This window comes from Salinimicrobium sp. TH3, assembly GCF_026676115.1.
GTDB lineage: Bacteria > Bacteroidota > Bacteroidia > Flavobacteriales > Flavobacteriaceae > Salinimicrobium.
On the sequence record NZ_JAPONB010000010.1, the window covers coordinates 104389 to 124258 of the forward strand.

Below are 19870 nucleotides of genomic sequence, written 5' to 3' on the forward strand. Positions count from 1 at the left end.
ATTAGTAGTTGAGGTAAAGTTCCCTAAGCACTTCGTCCATCCTGGATTTCACGACTGCTGTTGGTACCATGTAATGATTATTCATGAAGCTAAAGATAAGGACCCTGCCCGATGATGTTATTAAATATCCGCTAAGGCTGTGGTTGTTGCTTAAAGTTCCGGTTTTGGCGAAAACAAATGGTGGTTTGCCAGCCGGAGCCTTATAATCGTTCTTCAAACTGCCCGAAACTCCTCCTGCGGGCAGAAGAGCGAAAAGTCGTTCCCGGGGAACTTCTCTGTAAATTTTTTCCAGTACCCACACCAGACTTCGGGGAGTTAAAAGGTTGTAGCGGGAGAGACCAGAACCATCCACCCATTTAATTTCATCGGGCATCTCCTTAAAAAGTTCATCTTGCACATAATCAATTGCTATTTCTGCCTTAAGTGTATCAGAAATCTCTCCTGCAGCCATGAGAAGTAACTGCTCGGCAAAAAAATTATCACTGTCCTGCAACATCTTTTTGTAAAGACTGTCCATTGGCCGGCTAAACAATTTATGCTGAAGATCTATATGCTTCGGAAGATTTTGGATTAAATTCACCTTTCTCTTCAGTGTGTCGGAAAGCAGCCGTGCGCTTAGTTCGGCTGAAGTAATGAAAGGCACCTGTTGTTCAAATGCTGAATTTTTTAAAAGGGGAATTTTGAAGCTGTTCTCTTTTAGATTTCGCTCAATCCCGGAAGAAATGCCTGTACTGTCTTCTTTCATTTGATTGTCAAAAAAAGACGGTTCAGCTTTAAGGGAATCTTCGGGAGAAAAGCTGAAGTTCACAGTATTTCCATAAAGCGGAAAAGGAGAGCGTTCAGCAGAAAAGCTATAATTGTAATCATCCCATGCCCAACCTGGTCCAAAAGGTGTTTCTGTAGCTTTAGGGTAAATGAGCATAAGGGTTTCGGAATGGGAATTAAAAAACTCCAGGATTTTAGAAGAATCGAAATCGCTGTGTAATAAACCCGGATCCCCGGTAGGAGTGAAATAAAGGGTGTCATTCAAAACCTCATATTTCAAGGTTGGAATTGAATCTTCCAGGATTTTTAATCCTGCATAAAAGCTGAGCAGTTTGATGTTGGAAGCAGGAGTAAAATATTTATGGGAATTGTGTTCAAAAACCATTTTCCGGGAGTGGGGATCGTAAACCATGAATCCAGTGAACCAGGAAGTGGATGCTTCGGCAGTAGTAAATCTCTTTTTTAGTTTCCGGCTAACATCTTTACCCGGCGCACAGGAAAAAAGGAGCAGAAATCCGCATATAACTAAAAGGATCTTTGTGATTGGGCGAAAAACAGGCAAAAATTTGTTGCTTTAAAAGAAAGGGTTAAAGTAAGAAAACTTTAATAGGAGACCGAAAAATTTATTGATCTGGCAGGGGTTCATAAAATGCCATTTTTGACAGGTGTGCTTTTGTTCGCTCAGGAGTGTTCGGTCATGGTTTTTGTGTACCTTTGCAGGTTATGAATGAGAAGGAAATGAACGAATTGGTGGAGCAGGGGAATATGCTGCCGCTAATGGAAGAATTTTATACTATACAGGGCGAAGGTTTTCATAAGGGAACTGCTGCTTATTTTATAAGAGTGGGTGGATGTGATGTAGGCTGCCATTGGTGTGATGTTAAGGAAAGCTGGGATGCAAAATTACATCCTCCTACCGGCGTGGAAACTATTGTTAACAATGCTTTGAAGAGCAGTAAAACAATAGTGGTTACAGGAGGAGAGCCGCTTACATGGAATATGGAGCCGCTTACCAGCCGTTTAAAGGAAAAAGGAGCCAAGATCCATATTGAAACTTCAGGGGCTTATCCCCTTACCGGAACCTGGGACTGGATATGTCTCTCTCCCAAGAAAATTAAACTTCCCACCGAGGAGATCTATGAGGTTGCCAATGAATTAAAGGTGATCGTGTTCAACAAACATGATTTTAAATTTGCCGAAGAACAGGCAGCCAAAGTCAATGAAAACTGCATTCTTTACCTGCAACCCGAATGGAGCAACAGGGAAAAGATGATGCCTCTTATCGTAGAGTATGTCATGCAGAATCCAGGCTGGAAGGTTTCCCTTCAAACGCATAAATATTTAAATATACCATAAAAAAAACGCCCTTTCCAAAGGGCGTTTTTTTTGTCTGTTTTTATAGTGCTTATTGTGCCTCTTTGAATGGTACCTTTACATAACTGTCATCCCACCCAATATATAGATCGGCGCCATCATTACTTTTTGCGAAGTTCATGGAAAACGCGTCAATATGTACAGGCGATTTTCTCACCGGTACAGTAATGCGGGCAACATCTTTTTCTACGTGATAGTCATACGCACCCCAAATGTTGGTGCTATTGTTCAGGATGATCGTCCATTCCTTTTCTCTTGGAATGGTGAAAAGTGTATAGGTTCCTTTTTTGATGGTTTTACCACCTACCATAAGGTCCTGGTAAAGGGTGATCTCGGTTGCCTCGTTGGCTCCAGTTCTCCATACTTCTCCATAAGGTACCAGCTTACCAAAAACTTCCCTGTCCCGGGTTTGAGGCCGGCTGTAAAGCACTCTTGCCATGGGTTCGTTATTTTCGCCTCTAAACAGGGCGACGTCCATTGGACTCACATCAAGTTTTGAGAAGTTAGGACCATCGTTATCCTTTAAAGTTTCTGTTTTATCCTGGGCATATAATTGGGTTGAAAGAGACCCGGCCAGAACCGCGAACATTATAAGAATTTTCTTCATTACGTCTTTATTTTAAATTTGGTTTAAATATAAAGCATGCTATCCAGTATTTAGTTAAGATTTTCCTTATTTACCGTTAAAAAGATGAGAAAGTAAACCAGCGGGTTTAGTGAAAAATATTTTTAGGAAACACCGGGTTTGGGATAAGCTCTAATTTGTGAATAAGCTGTTTCGGCTTTGGGTTTGAGAATTACATCTAAAAAAGTTGAGAGTATTGATTTCTAAAAGTCTAATGCGAGAAAATAATCGTTCATCTAACTATTCTCAATTGGCTACAGGAGAGGTTTTTTCCACATAAATTGTTGATAACTTAGAGGCTTTAACAAAGGTGGAGGTGGATTTACAGGTATGATTTTGGTATATTTGTTCGTTATAGAAATTGATAAAATTTTAACGAATTTAAGTATGAGCGAAGAGGTTAAAAGAAGCAGTTATTCGGCTGACAGTATTCAGGCATTGGAGGGCATGGAACATGTGCGTATGCGACCTTCCATGTACATTGGGGATACTGGAGTGAGAGGCTTGCACCACCTGGTCTATGAGGTGGTAGACAATTCTATTGATGAAGCCCTGGCGGGACACTGTGATGTTATAAAAGTTACTATAAACGAAGATAATTCTATTACAACAGAGGATAACGGTCGTGGTATCCCTGTGGATTTACATAAAAAAGAAGGAGTATCTGCGCTTGAGGTTGTAATGACCAAAATTGGTGCAGGAGGGAAATTCGATAAGGATTCTTATAAAGTTTCAGGTGGACTTCACGGAGTAGGTGTGAGTTGTGTTAACGCACTCTCCGATCATCTAAAAGCCACAGTCTACCGTGATGGTATTATCTGGGAGCAGGAGTACGAAAAAGGGAAGCCAATGTATCCTGTGAAATCTGTCGGCACGACTGACTTAAACGGTACTGTAGTTACATTTAAGCCCGACGTTTCTATTTTTCAGCAAACCTCAGAATATAATTATGATACCCTTGCCAGCAGGATGCGGGAACTTGCCTTCCTGAATAAAGGGATAACAATTACCCTTACAGACCGCAGGGAGAAAGATGAAAAGGGAGAATTTGTTTCTGAAGTTTTCCATTCAGAAGAAGGACTTAAGGAATTTATTAAGTTTTTGGATGGAACAAGGGAGCCTATCATTAGCGAAGTTATTGCTATAGAAGGGGAGAAAAATGATATTCCTGTGGAAGTGGCTATGGTTTATAACACTTCGTTCAACGAAAACCTTCACTCATACGTTAATAATATCAATACCCACGAAGGAGGTACTCACCTTGCCGGTTTCAGGAGAGGATTGACTACCACCCTAAAAAAATATGCCGATGCTTCAGGGTTACTTGATAAGCTGAAGTTCGAGATCTCGGGAGATGATTTTCGGGAAGGGTTGACAGCAATAGTTTCGGTTAAAGTTGCAGAGCCTCAGTTTGAAGGACAGACTAAGACGAAACTTGGAAACAGGGAGGTTACTGCTGCGGTTTCGCAGGCAGTTTCAGAAATGCTGGAGAACTACCTTGAAGAGAATCCTAACGATGCGAAGACCATCGTTCAAAAGGTGATACTTGCTGCGCAGGCACGTCATGCCGCCAAAAAAGCGCGGGAAATGGTGCAGCGTAAAACCGTGATGAGCGGGGGTGGATTGCCCGGAAAACTTTCAGATTGTGCATCCCAGGATCCGCACGAGAGTGAAGTGTTCCTTGTAGAGGGTGACTCGGCGGGAGGTACGGCCAAACAAGGTCGTGACCGTCATTTTCAAGCTATTCTTCCTTTAAGGGGTAAGATCCTGAATGTGGAAAAAGCGATGAGCCATAAGGTGTTTGAAAATGAGGAGATCAAGAATATTTATACAGCTCTTGGTGTCACAATTGGAACTGAAGAGGATAGTAAGGCACTAAACCTTTCCAAATTGAGATATCATAAAGTAGTGATCATGTGTGATGCCGATGTTGATGGAAGTCACATCGCAACCCTTATTCTTACTTTCTTCTTTAGGTACATGAAAGAATTGATCGAGGCAGGTCACATATTTATTGCTACACCGCCGCTATACCTTATTAAGAAAGGCAGTAAAAAGCGTTATGCCTGGTCCAATAAAGAGCGTGATGAGATCGCCAATTCTTTTAATGGAGGAGTGAGCGTGCAGCGTTACAAGGGTCTTGGAGAGATGAATGCAGAGCAGTTGTGGGATACCACCATGAACCCTGAGTTCCGAACCCTGCGCCAGGTAACAATTGACAATACAGGAGAGGCCGACAGGATCTTTTCGATGTTGATGGGAGATGAGGTGCCGCCTCGTAGAGAATTCATTGAAAAGAATGCTGTTTACGCTAATATCGATGCGTAAAACACCAGAATATATTTAAAGCAAACCCTGCAGAAATGCAGGGTTTTTTGTTTGTAGGAGTCTTCTGAAGAAGCTATGTTTTTTTTGTTATTTTTACTCAATTTCAAAACCAATTCTTGTGAAAAAAATTCTTTACTTCTTTTCCATTTTTTTATTGCCTTTTACTTCGACCGCTCAGAATGATGTGGAACTTTTTGTAAATGACATGTTATTAATAGCAGATAATTTCGCTGAGCCGGCTGCCGAAGGTGCTAGTTATCTCTCGGGAGCCGGATGGTTCTCTTCTGCCAAGGATCTGGAATTATGGGAGCTGGAAGTATCTGTGCTGGGCAATGTTTTGTTTGTTCCCGAAAAAAAGAAAAGTACCGATATTACTAATTCTGATTACAGAACCTTTGATATCCAAGGGGGGCAATCTGCAAATATTCCTACGGCGTTTGGTGGTTCAACAGATGTAGTTTTTGAAGGGGAGATTCTTGGGAATCAATTTGAATTCGATGCGATTGAGGGGGTCAATAAGAGTGTTCTCGCTCATCCTTTTTTTCAAGGCTCTGTAGGCCTTCCATACGGGACGGACCTGACTGTAAGATTTTTACCTAGTGTCAACATTGATGACGTGGCCTTTAGTACTTACGGTGTTGGTCTCAAACATAATTTTAATCAATATTTCTTCAATTCTCAGCCAAATGATTTCCAGTTCGCAGCCATGGTTGCGTATAGCAAATATGATGTGGATTATGAATTCGTGCCGCTGTTGGTCGAATATGAAATCCTTAATGAGCAGAGAGTGGCTTTGGAAATGGATCAGATTGAAGTAGATGCTAATCTATTTCTTTTCCAGGTTCTCACTTCGAAGACATTTTTTGATTCTGGGTGGGAGATTTTTGGCGCACTTGGTGTCTCCAGTTCATCAATAGGTTATGTTGCCGGTGGGGGAGGAGATTTTTTGGGTCAGATGAATTCGGCTCTGGAAACCCTTGATGAAAATAATTTTGAGTTCAAAGGAGATGTTGGATTAAGTTATCAAATATCAAATTTCAAACTTAGTTCAATGATCAGTGCAGGGAAATTTTTCAATGCAAATTTAGGTCTTCATGTAAGGATTTAAAGTGCTGTTTTTGCCGTGGAATTTGAAAGAAAACTCCTGTGAAATTCGTATTTTAGCAGCACTGTTAATCAAAATTAACCAAACTAATTTAAAATGAAAGTTACTATAGTAGGTGCCGGAGCTGTTGGAGCCAGCTGTGCGGAATACATCGCCATTAAAAATTTTGCTTCAGAAGTGGTTCTGATTGATATTAAAGAGGACTATGCCGAAGGTAAGGCTATGGACCTCATGCAAACCTCTTCTCTTCTTGGATTCGATACTAAAATCACCGGAAGCACAAATGACTATTCAAAAACTGCAAATTCAGATATCGCTGTAATCACTAGTGGTGTGCCGCGTAAGCCAGGTATGACACGGGAAGAACTTATAGGTATTAATGCCGATATTGTAAAATCTGTATCTCAAAGTCTTCTTGGGCATTCTCCAAATGTTACTTTGATCGTAGTGAGTAACCCGATGGATACTATGACTTACCTGGTGCATAAAACCACTAAGCTTCCAAAGAACAAAATTATAGGAATGGGTGGCGCTCTGGATAGTGCCCGGTTCAAATACAGAATTAGTGAAGCACTTGGCTGTCCCGCATCAGATGTTGATGGGATGGTTATAGGAGGTCACAGTGACACCGGGATGGTGCCATTGACCAGACTTGCCACACGTAACTCTGTACCTGTTTCCGAATTTCTTTCTAAGGAGCGTATAGAGCAGGTTTCAGAAGATACAAAGGTGGGTGGAGCTACGCTTACCAAAATGTTAGGAACCAGTGCCTGGTATGCACCTGGAGCCGCTGTTTCTTCTCTTGTGCAGGCAATTGCCTGCGACCAGAAAAAAATGTTTCCTTGTTCTGCCCTTTTAGAAGGGGAATACGGGCTTAACGATCTGTGTATTGGGGTGCCGGTGATTCTTGGGAAAAATGGAATTGAGAAAATTGTGGAGTTGGAACTTGATGATGCCGAAAAATCCAAATTAAAAGAGAGTTCAGAGGGAGTTTCAAAAACCAATGATCTTCTCGACCTGAAGAAATAATTTTTTACGAAGAATAACTTTAGAAGAAGCTTCTCGAAAGTGTCATTTTTGAGTTGGATTTTTCCTGCCGGCAGAATCGCCGGCACCTTGGAGAAACCTCGATATGACAGTGCTTTAGAGAAGCTTCTTTTTTTACTTTTAATAGTTAATTTTTTCAAAAAATATAATTGGGTTTTCTATCTTGAAAACTTATATTTGTCCGTTTTAAAAAAATGAACATAAATTAAAGAATAATGCAGAACAAGGGAATAATCAAGGTATTCGCAATTTTGTTTGCCCTGGTATGTATTTACCAGTTGTCTTTCACATTTATTGCTGGCAATATTGAGGAAGATGCCGAAGAATTTGCACAGCAGGAAATTCCGCAAAGTGTTGATAATTATATCACCGCCCGGGAAAGAGCAGAACAGAGATATCTTGATTCCATAGGGAATGAAGAGGTTTTTATGGGGATTACCTATAACACGGCCAAGGAAAAAGAGCTTAATAAAGGTCTTGATCTTAAAGGAGGGATCAATGTGATCCTTCAAATTTCTGTAAAGGACATCCTTAGGGAGCTGGCGAACAACAGTAAAGATCCTGCCTTTAACCAGGCCTTGGTTAGAGCCGATGAGGCTCAAAAAACAAGTCAGGAAAACTACCTTGACCTCTTTTTCGATGCTTTTGAAGAAATTCCTGATGCCCGTCTTGCTTCTCCCGATGTTTTTGCCAACAGAAACCTTAGCGACGAGATCAATTTTGAAATGACTAATGAGGAAGTAAAGCCTATCATTAGAAGAAAAATTGATGAATCCATAGTTTCAGCCTTCGAGGTTCTTAGAAAGCGTATTGATAAATTTGGAGTTACTCAACCTAACATTCAGCGTCTTGGGTCTTCAGGAAGAATTCTTGTAGAATTACCGGGAGCTAAAGAAATCGAGCGTGTACAGGACCTTTTACAGAGTACAGCTCAATTGGAGTTCTGGCATGTTTATAAAAGCAATGAATTTCAAAACTTCTTTGTACAGGCCAACAACCTGCTTAAGCAGATGGAAGTTGAAGAAACTGCCGAGACTACTGTAGATACTGCAGAGGCAGAGCAGGATGAGATCGATGCTTTATTAGAGTCGGCCAGTGATACAGCCCAGGTAGCTGAACAAAACAATCCTTTATTTGATTTAATGGCTGCTCCCGGTTTCCAGGGAGGACCTGTTTTAGCAACATTTAATATTGCAGATACTTCCAAAGTGAGGGAGTATTTAAATAATCCGCAGGTGCGAAACCTTCTTGAAGGTGAACAGCGTTATGCGAAATTCGTTTGGGGAATTGTAGATGAAGATGCTCAGGTTGCTCCATTGTATGCACTAAAAGGAAACAGACAAAATGAGCCACCACTTTCAGGTAGTGTGATCACAGATGCGACTCAGGCTTACGATCAGGTAGGTAGGGTAGCGGTGACTATGCAAATGAACGGGAAAGGTGCAAAGGTCTGGGAAGAAATGACAGGTTTCGCATCTGAAAATCAAAGCCAGATCGCTATTGTTCTTGATAATGTGGTTTATTCTGCTCCAGGAGTTTCGACCGGACCAATTTCTGGCGGAAGAAGTGAGATCACAGGAGACTTCAGCATTACCGAAGGACAGGATTTAGCTAACGTTTTACGTGCAGGTAAATTACCGGCTTCAGCAGATATTGTGCAGAGTGAGATCGTTGGACCGTCACTTGGTCAGGAGGCTATTGACAGCGGTATCATGTCTTTCGCGATTGCTTTGGTCCTGGTATTGCTTTGGATGATCTTCTACTATGGAAAGGCAGGTATTTTTGCAGATATCGCCCTCGTGGTGAATATACTTTACATCTTTGGGGTTCTTGCAGGACTCGGGGCGGTACTTACTTTACCCGGTATTGCCGGTATCGTTCTTACCATTGGTATATCTGTGGATGCGAACGTCCTTATCTTTGAGCGTATTCGGGAAGAATATGCAAAAGGCAAGGTGCAGAAAGATGCGATTAGAGATGGTTTCAACAACGCTCTTTCTTCAATTCTCGATGCAAACATCACCACAGGTCTTACTGCATTGATCCTATTGGTTCTTGGAACCGGTCCTATTAAAGGATTTGCCACTACCTTATTGATTGGTATTGCAACTTCTCTTTTTACTGCGATCTTTATCACAAGATTGTTTATTGACAGGTATGCTAAGAACCCGAATAAGAGCCTTGACTTTTCAACTTCGGTTACAAAAAATCTTTTCTCTGGCCTTACTATTAAGTTTCTTGAAAAGAGAAAGACATTTTATATAGTTTCAGGGGTATTTATCCTTGTAAGTTTAGGATCATTGTTCACCCAAGGATTGAATCAGGGTGTTGATTTCGTAGGAGGTCGCAGCTACACAATTAGGTTTGACAAGTCTGTGAACCCAACTGAACTTCAGGATGAGCTGGTTACCGAATTTGGAAGTGCAAGTGCCAAGACTTTTGGAGCTGCCAACCAAATTAAGGTTACTACAAAATATAAGGTTGAAGAAGAAGGAAGCGAAGTAGATGAGGAGATCACTCAGAAACTTTTTAGCGCAGTTAAAGCTTACCTTCCTGAAGGTACAACTTATGCTGACTTTACTGTAGGAGGAGGGGGCGAAAGAGAGATTGGAATCATGCAGTCTATCAAAGTAGGTCCTTCTATTGCAGATGATATTAAACAAGCTTCGATATGGGCAGTATTAGGATCCCTGTTAGTGATCTTCCTTTACATCCTGTTGAGGTTTAGAAAATACCAATTTTCACTGGGAGCGGTAATTGCTGTTATTCATGACGTGTTGATCGTATTGGGAGTATTCTCTTTAACTTATAAGTTCATGCCATTTAACATGGAGATTGATCAGGCGTTTATTGCTGCTATCCTAACAGTTGTTGGTTACTCGCTGAATGATACGGTGGTTATTTTTGACAGGATAAGGGAGTTTTTTAATGAGCATCCTTCCTGGACCAAGAAAGACGCCATTAATGCCGCGATCAACAGCACGGTGAGTCGTACAGTAAATACCTCTTTGACTACCCTTGTGGTTCTTCTTGCGATCTTCATCTTTGGAGGGGAAAGCATTAGAGGATTTATGTTTGCTCTTATTGTAGGGGTGATAGTAGGTACATATTCTTCTATCTTTATTGCAACTCCTATTACTTATGATACCTTCAATAAGGAGACTAAGAGAAGAAAACTAAAACAAAAAGAAACAGTGGCCTAGTCACAGGTTTCTTGAAAATAAGAAAAGAGCCTTCCCTTCGGGAGGCTCTATTTTTTTACCTTTTTTGAAAGGTAAAGAGGGGTTTATAATCTTTACTACTCAGATAGAGACACGATGTTGTTCCGGTTTATCAACCTTGATGCGGTTATGTTTCTAGTGGTGCGTGAAAGGCTGGCAAAGTAATTCGGTTAATCCAGGTTTGGCAACTAAGGTCTCAAAAATGTTATTTCTGAAGGGGAATTTCTCTCTTGATTGAAACTGAAGCTCATCCATAATTCAGGAGAATACGAAAGTAAAAATATCAGAATAATAAAAAAGCTAATCAAGAGTAATGCTGAAGCTATTTCAGGATCTTATGGATCGGAACTTCAGAAGGAATTAGAAATATAAACCCGGGAAGCATCAAAGAGAGGGAGTGCAAAAGTATATTTTGAACAGCTTAAAAATGTCAATTTAGAAGGCTTCTTCTGCTATTCCCGGTTCAGAATTAGGCTATCGCCTACAGTCAGCTTCCATTGATCTGAAAGCCCTGCATTCACTTCCAGAACGTATTGTGCCGGTTCTTGAGAAGGAATAGTTTCCAGGCTTTTTGGTTTGGCGTTTTTTGAAATGCTCACAATCTTGTTTTCTGAATCTAAAAAGATAAGATCCAGAGGGATATTGGTGTTCTTCATGTAAAAACCACGCGGCTCTTCTTTCTCAAAAATAAACAGCATTCCCTGGTCTTGTTCCATGGAATTACGGTACATTAGCCCTGTTTCCCGTTGATAATCATCATCGGCTATTTCCAGTTGTATATGTTGGATAGTGTCTCCTGATGTCTTTACAAGATAAGCCTCGGCTTCCTGAGTGAAAGTAATTGGTTCTGAGATGGACTCTTGTACTGTTTCTGCCTTGTCCTTGCAACCCGTTGCCAGAATGCCTGCGAACAGGAGGCTCAAAAATGCGTTTTTCCGAATCATTTTACCCGGGTTTTTGGTGAAGACCTGTACATGAAGTAAAAGCCGGCGAGAATAAATGGAACACTTAACCATTGTCCGGTATTAAGCACCCAGTTCACCCTTTCACCTACTTGTGGTTCTTTTACGAATTCCACAAAGAATCGTACTGACCAAAGAAGAACGAGAAACAAGCCGAAGATATAACCCAGTTTTTCTCTTTTCAAAGTTTTCCAGTAGGTAAGCCATAATATTATAAAGACGATCAAATAACAGGCTGCTTCGTATAACTGTGCCGGATGCCTTGCAAAATCTTCACCTATTTTAGTAAACACCACTCCAAAGTCGCTGTTGGTGGGTTTTCCAATAATTTCGGAATTCATGAAATTCCCTATTCTTACGAAGATTCCTCCGCAAGCCACAGGAATCACAATCCTGTCCAGGATCCATAGTACCGGCTTGTGCAGCACATTGCGGCAATAAAGGTACATTGCTGTGATGATTCCAATGGCAGCTCCATGACTCGCAAGTCCTCTAAAGCCCGTAAATTGAAATTCAGGTTCAAAACGTACCGGCAGGAATATCTCAAGAAGATGGTTTTGAAAGTAATCCCAATCATAAAAGATCACGTGTCCCAGCCTCGCACCAATGAGCGTGGCAAGAACAGTATAAATAAACAGGGAATCCAGCTTTTCTATGGATACACCTTCCCTTTTATAAATGCTCTTCATGAGGTACCAGCCAATGGTAAAGGCCACAACAAACATTAAGCTGTAGTAATGTATTACGAAAAAACCGAGATCTATACCTTCGGAAGGATTCCAGTAGATTTGATTGAAAAGCATGAAGAAATTTTATTATTGGTAGGTAAATATACGTATTTGGTGCCTTTTCCGATTATTTTTCCTTCTGAAGTTTCTCCGGAACGGGGTCATAACCATGACCTCCCCAGGGATTGCAGCTGGCAATACGTTTTATTGAAAGCCAGCTCCCCTTAAAAGCTCCGTGTTTTTGAAGCGCTTCTACAGAGTATTGCGAACAGGTTGGAGTATAGCGGCAGGTTGCGGGAGTAAACGGCGAAATGACCTTCTGGTAAAATCTTACCAGACCAATAAGCGGATATGAAAGCCACTTTTTCAAAGGCTACTTTTTATTCAATAGTAAAACTGGTGCCGTCTTTACCGTCTTTCAGTTGTATTCCCATTCCAGCGAGTTCATCCCTTATTTTGTCACTGGTGGCAAAATCTTTATTCGCACGGGCCTCTGCTCTTAGCTTAATAAGCAAATCTACAGTGCCGGAAAGTTTATTGCTAAAATCGTTATTTGCTGCTTCAGTTGTGTCTACTAAGCCAAGAACGTCAAAAATGAAATCGCTCATGGTCTTTTTTAACAGCTCAAGATCTTCAGCAGTTATTTTAGCTTTTCCTTCTTTAAGAATGTTGATCTGTTTTACGGCCTCGAAAAGTTGTGCTATTAGAATTGGACTGTTAAAGTCGTCATTCATCGCATCATAACACTTCTGTCTCCATTCGGCAATATCTACATCAGATTTCTCTGAAGTCTGGAGATTTTCCAGGCTATGAAAAGCATCCATTAGGCGCTGGAAGCCTTTTTCACTTGCAACCAGTGCCTCATTGGAGAAATCGAGTATGCTTCTGTAATTAGCCTGCAGCATGAAAAACCGTGCTACAGTAGGGGCAAAACCTTTTTCAAGGTTAGGATTGTCCCCGGTAAAGATTTCATTTGGAAGAATATTGTTCCCTGTACTCTTGGCCATTTTCTTACCGTTTAGAGTAAGCATATTGGCGTGCATCCAGTAATTAACCGGTGTTTTGCCTGTTGCTGCTTCCCCTTGAGCAATCTCGCATTCGTGGTGAGGGAACTTGAGGTCCATTCCACCACCGTGAATATCGAATTCTTCTCCAAGATATTTGGAGCTCATTACGGTACATTCCAGGTGCCAGCCGGGAAAACCATCACTCCACGGGGAAGGCCAGCGCATAATATGCTGGGGTTCGGCTTTCTTCCAAAGTGCAAAATCCTGCGGATTTTTTTTATCGCTTTGTGCTGTCAATTCCCGTGTGTTGGGAATCATATCTTCAAGCTTTCTACCACTTAATTTTCCGTAATCGTGAGATTCGTTGAATTTTAATACATCAAAATAAACCGATCCATTGGCTTCGTATGCGTAGCCCTTTTCCAGGATATCTTTGATGATTTCGATTTGTTCTACAATATGTCCTGTAGCCGTAGGTTCGATGCTGGGAGGAAGGTTGTTAAATTTTTGCAGGATATTGTGAAAATCAACTGTATAACGCTGCACTACTTCCATAGGCTCGATTTGCTCGAGACGTGCTTTTTTTGCAATGCGATCTTCCCCAGAGTCGGCATCATTTTCTAAATGACCCGCATCGGTAATATTTCGAACATACCGCACTTTATACCCCAGGTGTTTAAGGTATCTAAAGACAAGGTCAAAGGAGATAAAAGTGCGACAGTTGCCAAGGTGAACATTGCTGTAAACCGTGGGGCCACATACGTACATGCCAATGGCACCTTCGTTAATGGGGGTGAAGACTTCTTTTTCTCCAGATAGTGAATTGTAGATCTTTAGTTCCTGCTGCTGGTAAAGTGCCATAGAATAGTGAAGAATTTAAAATTCAGTTTCCAGATTGATGTAGTCTAAAAAGTCACGTCGGGCTTCGGGATCTTTGAATCGGCCACCGTACTCACTAGTGACGGTGCTACTTTCAATATCCCTTATTCCGCGGCTGTTTACGCAAAGATGTTTTGCATCAATAACGCAGGCTACATCTTCTGTTCCCAGAACTTCCTGTAGTTCTTTAACTATTTGCATTGTTAATCTCTCCTGTACTTGTGGACGCTTCGCGTAATAATCAACTATGCGATTCATTTTTGAAAGCCCTACAACAGTTCCATTGGAGATATATCCAACGTGTGCTTTTCCAACAATTGGAAGCAGGTGATGTTCACAGGTAGAGTAGAGGGTAATGTTCTTTTCTACCAGCATCTCCCCGTACTTGTACTTATTTTGAAAAGTAGAGGCTTTTGGCTTTACCTGGGGATGTAACCCGCCAAAGATTTCGTTGACAAACATTTTCGCAACTCTCTTAGGGGTTCCTTTAAGACTGTCATCGGTAAGGTCCAGACCTAAGGTCTCCAAGATACTTTTTACGTCAACCTGGATGCGTTCAATCTTTTCTTCATCGCTTATATCAAATGCATCTTTGCGCATTGGCGTATCTGTGTTGGGGCTTACGAATGCATCTCCCATTTCATCAATAGCCTCGTCTATATTGTCTTTTTTCATAATACGTTATAAGGTACGGTCTAAACACTGTGTATTTAAGCTTGCAAAGATACATATTTAAACCTTTTTCTGGTAATATGTAGCAGCAAGTTCGATTGCTAAAAGGTCCTGAATTAAAAAAACAGCCCGAAGGCTGTTTTAGAATTTATATGTGAGATTTTACAACCCGAAACTTAGTGAAAGCACATAATTAGAATTTTCTCTTGAATTTCTAAAGCGATCTGTTAATCCGGTTTGATACAATTGAGGATTGTTTTCCCTTGAAGAATGGTCATACGCCAAATCAATTTTTATATTTCCGAAGTTATACCCAAGTCCTGCGGAATAACCTTCAAGATCACCCACTGTAAACCCATTGCTGTAAGGGCTTTCCTCAAACCTGTAACCACCTCTAAGGCTCCAGTTTTCAATCCTGTATTCTCCTCCAACCCTAAAAGTTGACGCTCCCTTTAATTCATTCGAAATAAGCTCATTTTGAGACCTGAAAGCAGGATCATCTGTAGGTTTGAATTTCGTGGTGGAATAATCTTTATATGTGTAGTCAAAGCTTAGAAGTGCAGAAGTACCAAAAAGATAAGCTAAACTTCCTGTATAACCGGCGGGGGTTTGCAACTTGTAATCGGGATAAATGTTCACAACATTTGGATCAACAATAGCCTCCCCCAATTCCAGGCTGTAAGTTTTAAGGTACTGGGTGGTTTCTTCAGAAATAGTATACCATGTTGGAGATTCATAAGCTATCCCCGCTCTAACATTTTCACCAACTTTTGCCAGTGCACCCAGTTGAAGACTAAATCCACTTCCCAGGGTGCTAAGTCGGTCCTCGAAAAGTATTTCATTGATTTCACTTCCGGTGTTATCATTCACTTCAAAAAAGGAAGTCATTCTTTCATAATTAATGAAATGAGTATTCAAATTAAGTCCCAGGTAGAGAAAATCCTGATATTGTGTTGCAAAGTTAAAAGAGAACTTTCCGTTTAAACCGGTAGCGGCGTAGGCATATTCCTGGTCGAAACTTCCTGTCGCAACATTAGAAGTGTAGGGAGCAAAAGGGCTGCTCGCGTTATCGGGTTCGTAATCATATAAGTAACCCTGATACCCCAAAAATGCCTGCTGGGCTGCAAATCCTTCTCTTTCTCCAAGATCGGCATAAACGCCTGCTATAGTTTGATTTCTTGTTAAATCTACCTCAAGTAAGTCAACAGGAATTCCTTGTGCGAATTCGAGAAAGTAGTTATTGATGGAACGCGTGTTAGTTCCAAAAGCTAGAAAATCATTCTCATAGCTGGATGATTTATTGTAATTAAAGCCAAGGCTAAATTTCTTCCAGTCTGCATTTTCATCAAAATTGTTGAATACAAAAACCGCCCCTGCCTGGCCAAGATCGGTATTTGAATTAGAGTTACTATTGAAACTGTTCATGAAGCTCACCTCATTGCTGCTGTTCTCGACATTTAAGCTAAGAGTTGCAGAACTATTGAGAAATATGGCCGAGCCGGCGGGATTTACATTTAGAGAAGAGAGATCTCCTCCCAATGCCCCAAATGCTCCGCTCATAGCACGGTAACGTGCTGTTCCATTAAGATCTGTGCCCGAATACCTTACGGCATCTGTAATATTTTGTGCCTCTGCAGACATAGAGATTATGGCTGTAAAGACAAAAATCAATTTTTTCATTTATAAATTTTTGGTCTAAACTATACTATTTTCCACCTCTTCCACGGCTGGACCTGCTGGAAGATGAACCAGTACCCGAAGACGAGGATCTAGTATTCGATGATGAGGATTTATAAGAGCTATTGTTGCTCCTGGAAGAACGACTCGATCTTGCCTCTGGTCTTGAGTTTGAGGATGAATTGCTCCTTACAGCAGGTGATGACCTTCGTTGGGAAGAACTTCTGTAGGTGTCATTTGTCCTTGTTGAAGAAGACCTAACCCTCGTTGAACGGGTTTGATAGGTTCTATCGTCATTAACTCTTGTTCCTGCAGCTCTAACATTTCTGGTGTTTGAATATCCCTGTATTCTGGAAATACGACTTTCAGAATTAGCCTGTCTGTCACGATAACTGTTTGAATAGCTGTCTCTGCGACCGCTATTATAGGCTACGTTGCGACGGTTGTAATATGGGTAGTAATTTGAGTAACCTCTGTATGGGTGGTAAGGTGAGTACCTATGGCCGTAGCCATAATAACCTCCCCATCCAAATCCCCAGCCAATGTTCCATCTCCAGGAATTGTAAGTGTAAGGTGATCCAAAATAGAAAGGATCATAAAATCCATAACGGTAGTATCTTGGCCCCCAGAATGGATCGTAGAAACCGGTGTAATATGGGTAGCCGTATGGATAGTAAAATGAACCGTATACAGGATAATTATTATAAATGTTTACTGCAATCTCATCTGGATCTGTTCCCCATGCAGCTCTACCGGGTTCATATTCCATTCCCTCTGCTCCAAACATGTTTTCATCATACTGGCCCGAGGAGTAGGATTCGACATCTGTAAAAATAACTCCGTCTTGAGAAATAGCTCCAAATTGCTCGGCTTTTTCTCCAAAGAGATTTTTATAATAAAGGGCGTCTTCATAAGATTCCTCGTAATCATTAGCAGTATAGGCCTCGCCGCTTTGTGAGGAACTGTAAATTCCATCATTTTCATACCCGGTATACTGATAAGAACTACAGGAAGCTAATAAAAACAGAGAGCCCAATGCAGTAAGCAGGCTTCTCAAGTTTAAAAGCTTGTAGTATCGTTTCATGGCGTTGAATTTATTATTGAACAAAGATAAAAATAGTTAGTTTTGCATTAACTTTATTTCATTAACAAGGTGCAAGATTTGTGCCAAAAGACTGGAGATGGCAAAGAACCTCACTACAAGAAAAGAAGATTATTCAAAGTGGTATAACGAATTGGTAGTAAAAGCCGATTTGGCTGAAAATTCGGCTGTTAGAGGCTGTATGGTGATCAAGCCATACGGTTATGCTATTTGGGAAAAAATGCAGGCGCAGCTTGATAAAATGTTTAAAGAGACAGGTCATCAAAATGCCTATTTTCCGCTGTTTGTTCCTAAAAGTCTTTTTGAGGCTGAAGAAAAGAATGCCGAAGGTTTTGCAAAAGAATGTGCTATTGTCACTCACTACAGGCTAAAGACCGATCCGGATAACGCAGGTAAGTTAATAGTAGATCCTGAAGCTAAACTGGAGGAGGAGCTTGTTGTTCGTCCTACTTCTGAAGCAATCATCTGGAACACTTATAAAGGCTGGGTGCAGTCTTACCGCGATTTGCCTATCCTAATCAATCAGTGGGCAAATGTTGTGCGCTGGGAGATGCGTACGCGTCTTTTTCTACGTACTGCGGAATTTCTTTGGCAGGAAGGGCATACTGCTCATGCTACCAAAGCAGAGGCTATAGCCGAAACTGAACAAATGAATAATGTCTATGCTGAGTTTGCCGAAAATTTTATGGCAATGCCGGTTATTAAAGGACGAAAGACCGAAAGTGAAAGATTCGCAGGTGCCGTAGATACATATTGTATTGAAGCTATGATGCAGGACGGTAAAGCTCTGCAGGCGGGAACTTCCCACTTTCTAGGCCAAAACTTCGCAAAGGCTTTCGATGTAAAATTTGCCAGTAAAGAAGGTAATCTCGAGCATGTTTGGGCTACTTCCTGGGGTGTTTCTACCAGATTAATGGGAGCTCTTATCATGACGCACAGTGACGACAACGGACTGGTTTTGCCTCCAAATCTTGCGCCTGTGCAGGTAGTGATAGTGCCAATCTATAAGGGAGAAGAGCAGTTAGATCAGATCTCTGAAGTGGCGAATAAATTAGCTTCCGATCTTAGGGCACAAGGCATATCGGTAAAATATGACGATCGCGATACTCAAAAACCCGGATGGAAATTTGCCCAGTACGAATTACAGGGAGTGCCGGTAAGAATAGCTATAGGTCCCAAAGATCTTGAGAAAGGTTCTGTGGAACTGGCAAGAAGAGATACATTGAATAAAGAATTCATCGCTCAGGAGGATGTGGTGAGCAAAGTGAAAGGTTTGATGATTCAAATCCAGGAGAATCTTCACCAAAGAGCCAGAACCTTTAGAGATGAGCATATCACACCTGTAGAAGATTTCGAGGAATTCAAAAAGGTGCTTAAAGAAAAAGGTGGATTTATTTCTGCGCATTGGGATGGCACTTCCGAGACTGAAAACAAGATAAAAGAATTGACCAAAGCCACTATTCGCCTTATTCCGTTTGATGGAGAGAAGGAGGAGGGAGCCTGTGTTTACACGGGGAAACCGTCTGTAGGGAGAGTTCTTTTTGCAAAAGCGTATTAAATTTCAAAAAATTTTCCTGAACATTTGCGGCATTGAAAAATAGTTGTATTTTTGCATCCGCATTTGAAAATAAATGGTCCGTTCGTCTAGGGGTTAGGACGCCAGGTTTTCATCCTGGTAACAGGGGTTCGATTCCCCTACGGACTACAAAGGTTTACAAGTCGTGTAAACCAGCTTTGAAATAATAATAATGGTCCGTTCGTCTAGGGGTTAGGACGCCAGGTTTTCATCCTGGTAACAGGGGTTCGATTCCCCTACGGACTACTGAGAAAGAATTAATTTAATAACAGTGTAATGGCAAATCATAAGTCATCGTTAAAGAGAATACGTAGCAACGAGACAAAGCGTCTTAGAAACCGCTACCAGCATAAAACTACAAGGAATGCCATCAAGAGGTTGCGTGATGCAGAGAAAGAAGAGGCAGAGACTTTATATCCTACTGTAGCTTCTATGATTGACAAATTAGCGAAGAAAAATATCATTCATGATAATAAAGCCGCTAACCTTAAGTCAAAGTTGGCTAAGCACGTTGCTGCTCTTTAATTAAGATAGTGTTCAATTTATAAAGAATGCCTTTCGTGTAACGCGAGAGGCATTTTTCATTTTAAAATTTCCAAACCTTCCCGGTTGAATAAATCAGGAGGGTTTTTAAGTTTCTAATCCTGCCTCCTTATGTTATCTTGGGTAGCCTCTGGTTAAGCAGGAGAGCTTTGGTGTGTATCACCACCTCTTTCAATTAATAGTCGGATCAAGAACAATTTCTGGGTTTTTGAGTTTTTAAGCAAATAATTTCTCAAGCCGATACAAGAAGAACTCTGTT

General features: G+C 41.1%; 16 protein-coding genes and 2 tRNA genes. 9 read left to right on the top strand and 9 right to left on the bottom strand.

Features of this window, described 5'->3' with window-relative positions; all coding sequences use genetic code 11:
• Position 1: 1 nt before the first annotated feature.
• The gene (locus OU683_RS14560; RefSeq protein ID WP_268139579.1) at positions 2 to 1327 is read right to left on the bottom strand and encodes a D-alanyl-D-alanine carboxypeptidase/D-alanyl-D-alanine-endopeptidase; all 1326 of its coding nucleotides are present in this window, start codon (positions 1325 to 1327) and stop codon (positions 2 to 4) included.
• A 161-nt stretch (positions 1328 to 1488) separates the two neighbouring features.
• On the opposite strand from OU683_RS14560, the gene OU683_RS14565 reads away from it, so the two are divergent.
• A complete protein-coding gene (locus OU683_RS14565; RefSeq protein ID WP_268139581.1) occupies positions 1489 to 2121 on the top strand; it encodes a 7-carboxy-7-deazaguanine synthase QueE in 633 nt (210 codons plus the stop codon).
• A gap of 49 nt (positions 2122 to 2170) precedes the next feature.
• Here OU683_RS14565 and OU683_RS14570 read toward each other — a convergent pair whose 3' ends face one another.
• Positions 2171 to 2746, bottom strand: coding sequence for a DUF2911 domain-containing protein (locus OU683_RS14570; RefSeq protein WP_268139583.1), 576 nt, complete (start codon positions 2744 to 2746; stop codon positions 2171 to 2173).
• A 405-nt stretch (positions 2747 to 3151) separates the two neighbouring features.
• Here OU683_RS14570 and gyrB point away from each other — a divergent pair, with 405 nt between their 5' ends.
• From gyrB to secDF, 4 genes are all read left to right on the top strand, one after another.
• Entirely contained in the window at positions 3152 to 5092 is a 1941-nt protein-coding gene (gene gyrB / locus OU683_RS14575) for a DNA topoisomerase (ATP-hydrolyzing) subunit B (RefSeq protein ID WP_268139585.1), read from the top strand.
• 118 nt (positions 5093 to 5210) lie between these two features.
• The gene (locus OU683_RS14580) at positions 5211 to 6200 is read left to right on the top strand and encodes a DUF6588 family protein (protein WP_268139587.1); all 990 of its coding nucleotides are present in this window, start codon (positions 5211 to 5213) and stop codon (positions 6198 to 6200) included.
• 93 nt (positions 6201 to 6293) lie between these two features.
• Positions 6294 to 7226, top strand: a complete 933-nt coding sequence (gene mdh / locus OU683_RS14585) for a malate dehydrogenase (RefSeq protein WP_268139589.1) — start codon at positions 6294 to 6296, stop codon at positions 7224 to 7226.
• A 233-nt stretch (positions 7227 to 7459) separates the two neighbouring features.
• Positions 7460 to 10447, top strand: a complete 2988-nt coding sequence (gene secDF, locus OU683_RS14590; protein WP_268139591.1) for a protein translocase subunit SecDF — start codon at positions 7460 to 7462, stop codon at positions 10445 to 10447.
• A 470-nt stretch (positions 10448 to 10917) separates the two neighbouring features.
• Here secDF and OU683_RS14595 read toward each other — a convergent pair whose 3' ends face one another.
• The 7 genes from OU683_RS14595 to OU683_RS14625 all read right to left on the bottom strand — a co-directional run bounded on the left by OU683_RS14595 (position 10918) and on the right by OU683_RS14625 (position 17474).
• Entirely contained in the window at positions 10918 to 11409 is a 492-nt protein-coding gene (locus OU683_RS14595; RefSeq protein ID WP_268139593.1) for a DUF192 domain-containing protein, read from the bottom strand.
• Positions 11406 to 12230, bottom strand: coding sequence for a prolipoprotein diacylglyceryl transferase (gene lgt / locus OU683_RS14600; RefSeq protein ID WP_268139595.1), 825 nt, complete (start codon positions 12228 to 12230; stop codon positions 11406 to 11408). The genes OU683_RS14595 and lgt overlap by 4 nt, the downstream gene beginning before the upstream one ends.
• Before the next feature lie 52 nt (positions 12231 to 12282).
• Positions 12283 to 12525 carry a membrane protein insertion efficiency factor YidD gene (gene yidD, locus OU683_RS14605; RefSeq protein WP_228915599.1) on the bottom strand — a complete coding sequence of 81 codons (243 nt, stop codon included), beginning with the start codon at positions 12523 to 12525 and terminating at the stop codon, positions 12283 to 12285.
• A 10-nt stretch (positions 12526 to 12535) separates the two neighbouring features.
• Positions 12536 to 14023: a cysteine--tRNA ligase gene (gene cysS, locus OU683_RS14610; RefSeq protein ID WP_268139597.1), complete on the bottom strand. Its 1488-nt coding sequence runs from the start codon at positions 14021 to 14023 to the stop codon at positions 12536 to 12538.
• A gap of 15 nt (positions 14024 to 14038) precedes the next feature.
• Positions 14039 to 14716, bottom strand: a complete 678-nt coding sequence (gene folE, locus OU683_RS14615) for a GTP cyclohydrolase I FolE (protein WP_228915597.1) — start codon at positions 14714 to 14716, stop codon at positions 14039 to 14041.
• A gap of 159 nt (positions 14717 to 14875) precedes the next feature.
• Complete coding sequence (locus tag OU683_RS14620) at positions 14876 to 16393, bottom strand: OmpP1/FadL family transporter (RefSeq protein WP_268139599.1); 1518 nt, start codon at positions 16391 to 16393, stop codon at positions 14876 to 14878.
• Positions 16394 to 16418: 25 nt separating this feature from the next.
• Positions 16419 to 17474 (bottom strand): hypothetical protein, encoded by a 1056-nt coding sequence (locus OU683_RS14625; protein ID WP_268139601.1) that lies wholly within the window; start codon positions 17472 to 17474, stop codon positions 16419 to 16421.
• A gap of 97 nt (positions 17475 to 17571) precedes the next feature.
• On the opposite strand from OU683_RS14625, the gene proS reads away from it, so the two are divergent.
• The 4 genes from proS to rpsT all read left to right on the top strand — a co-directional run bounded on the left by proS (position 17572) and on the right by rpsT (position 19593).
• On the top strand, positions 17572 to 19050 hold the full coding sequence (gene proS, locus OU683_RS14630) for a proline--tRNA ligase (protein WP_268139603.1): 1479 nt from the start codon (positions 17572 to 17574) through the stop codon (positions 19048 to 19050).
• A 75-nt stretch (positions 19051 to 19125) separates the two neighbouring features.
• A tRNA-Glu gene (locus tag OU683_RS14635) sits at positions 19126 to 19197 on the top strand.
• Between the two features lie 45 nt (positions 19198 to 19242).
• Positions 19243 to 19314 (top strand) — tRNA-Glu (locus OU683_RS14640).
• Positions 19315 to 19344: 30 nt separating this feature from the next.
• Complete coding sequence (rpsT, locus tag OU683_RS14645; RefSeq protein ID WP_268139605.1) at positions 19345 to 19593, top strand: 30S ribosomal protein S20; 249 nt, start codon at positions 19345 to 19347, stop codon at positions 19591 to 19593.
• Positions 19594 to 19870: the final 277 nt, after the last annotated feature.

What these genes read in the sequence shown, in the direction of transcription:
- OU683_RS14565 (WP_268139581.1), top strand. Translation starts at nt 1,489, where the DNA reads ATGAATGAGAAGGAAATGAACGAATTGGTGGAGCAGGGGAATATGCTG.
- OU683_RS14570 (WP_268139583.1), bottom strand. Translation starts at nt 2,746, where the DNA reads ATGAAGAAAATTCTTATAATGTTCGCGGTTCTGGCCGGGTCTCTTTCA.
- gyrB (WP_268139585.1), top strand. Translation starts at nt 3,152, where the DNA reads ATGAGCGAAGAGGTTAAAAGAAGCAGTTATTCGGCTGACAGTATTCAG.
- mdh (WP_268139589.1), top strand. Translation starts at nt 6,294, where the DNA reads ATGAAAGTTACTATAGTAGGTGCCGGAGCTGTTGGAGCCAGCTGTGCG.
- secDF (WP_268139591.1), top strand. Translation starts at nt 7,460, where the DNA reads ATGCAGAACAAGGGAATAATCAAGGTATTCGCAATTTTGTTTGCCCTG.
- OU683_RS14595 (WP_268139593.1), bottom strand. Translation starts at nt 11,409, where the DNA reads ATGATTCGGAAAAACGCATTTTTGAGCCTCCTGTTCGCAGGCATTCTG.
- lgt (WP_268139595.1), bottom strand. Translation starts at nt 12,230, where the DNA reads ATGCTTTTCAATCAAATCTACTGGAATCCTTCCGAAGGTATAGATCTC.
- cysS (WP_268139597.1), bottom strand. Translation starts at nt 14,023, where the DNA reads ATGGCACTTTACCAGCAGCAGGAACTAAAGATCTACAATTCACTATCT.
- folE (WP_228915597.1), bottom strand. Translation starts at nt 14,716, where the DNA reads ATGAAAAAAGACAATATAGACGAGGCTATTGATGAAATGGGAGATGCA.
- OU683_RS14620 (WP_268139599.1), bottom strand. Translation starts at nt 16,393, where the DNA reads ATGAAAAAATTGATTTTTGTCTTTACAGCCATAATCTCTATGTCTGCA.
- OU683_RS14625 (WP_268139601.1), bottom strand. Translation starts at nt 17,474, where the DNA reads ATGAAACGATACTACAAGCTTTTAAACTTGAGAAGCCTGCTTACTGCA.
- proS (WP_268139603.1), top strand. Translation starts at nt 17,572, where the DNA reads ATGGCAAAGAACCTCACTACAAGAAAAGAAGATTATTCAAAGTGGTAT.
- rpsT (WP_268139605.1), top strand. Translation starts at nt 19,345, where the DNA reads ATGGCAAATCATAAGTCATCGTTAAAGAGAATACGTAGCAACGAGACA.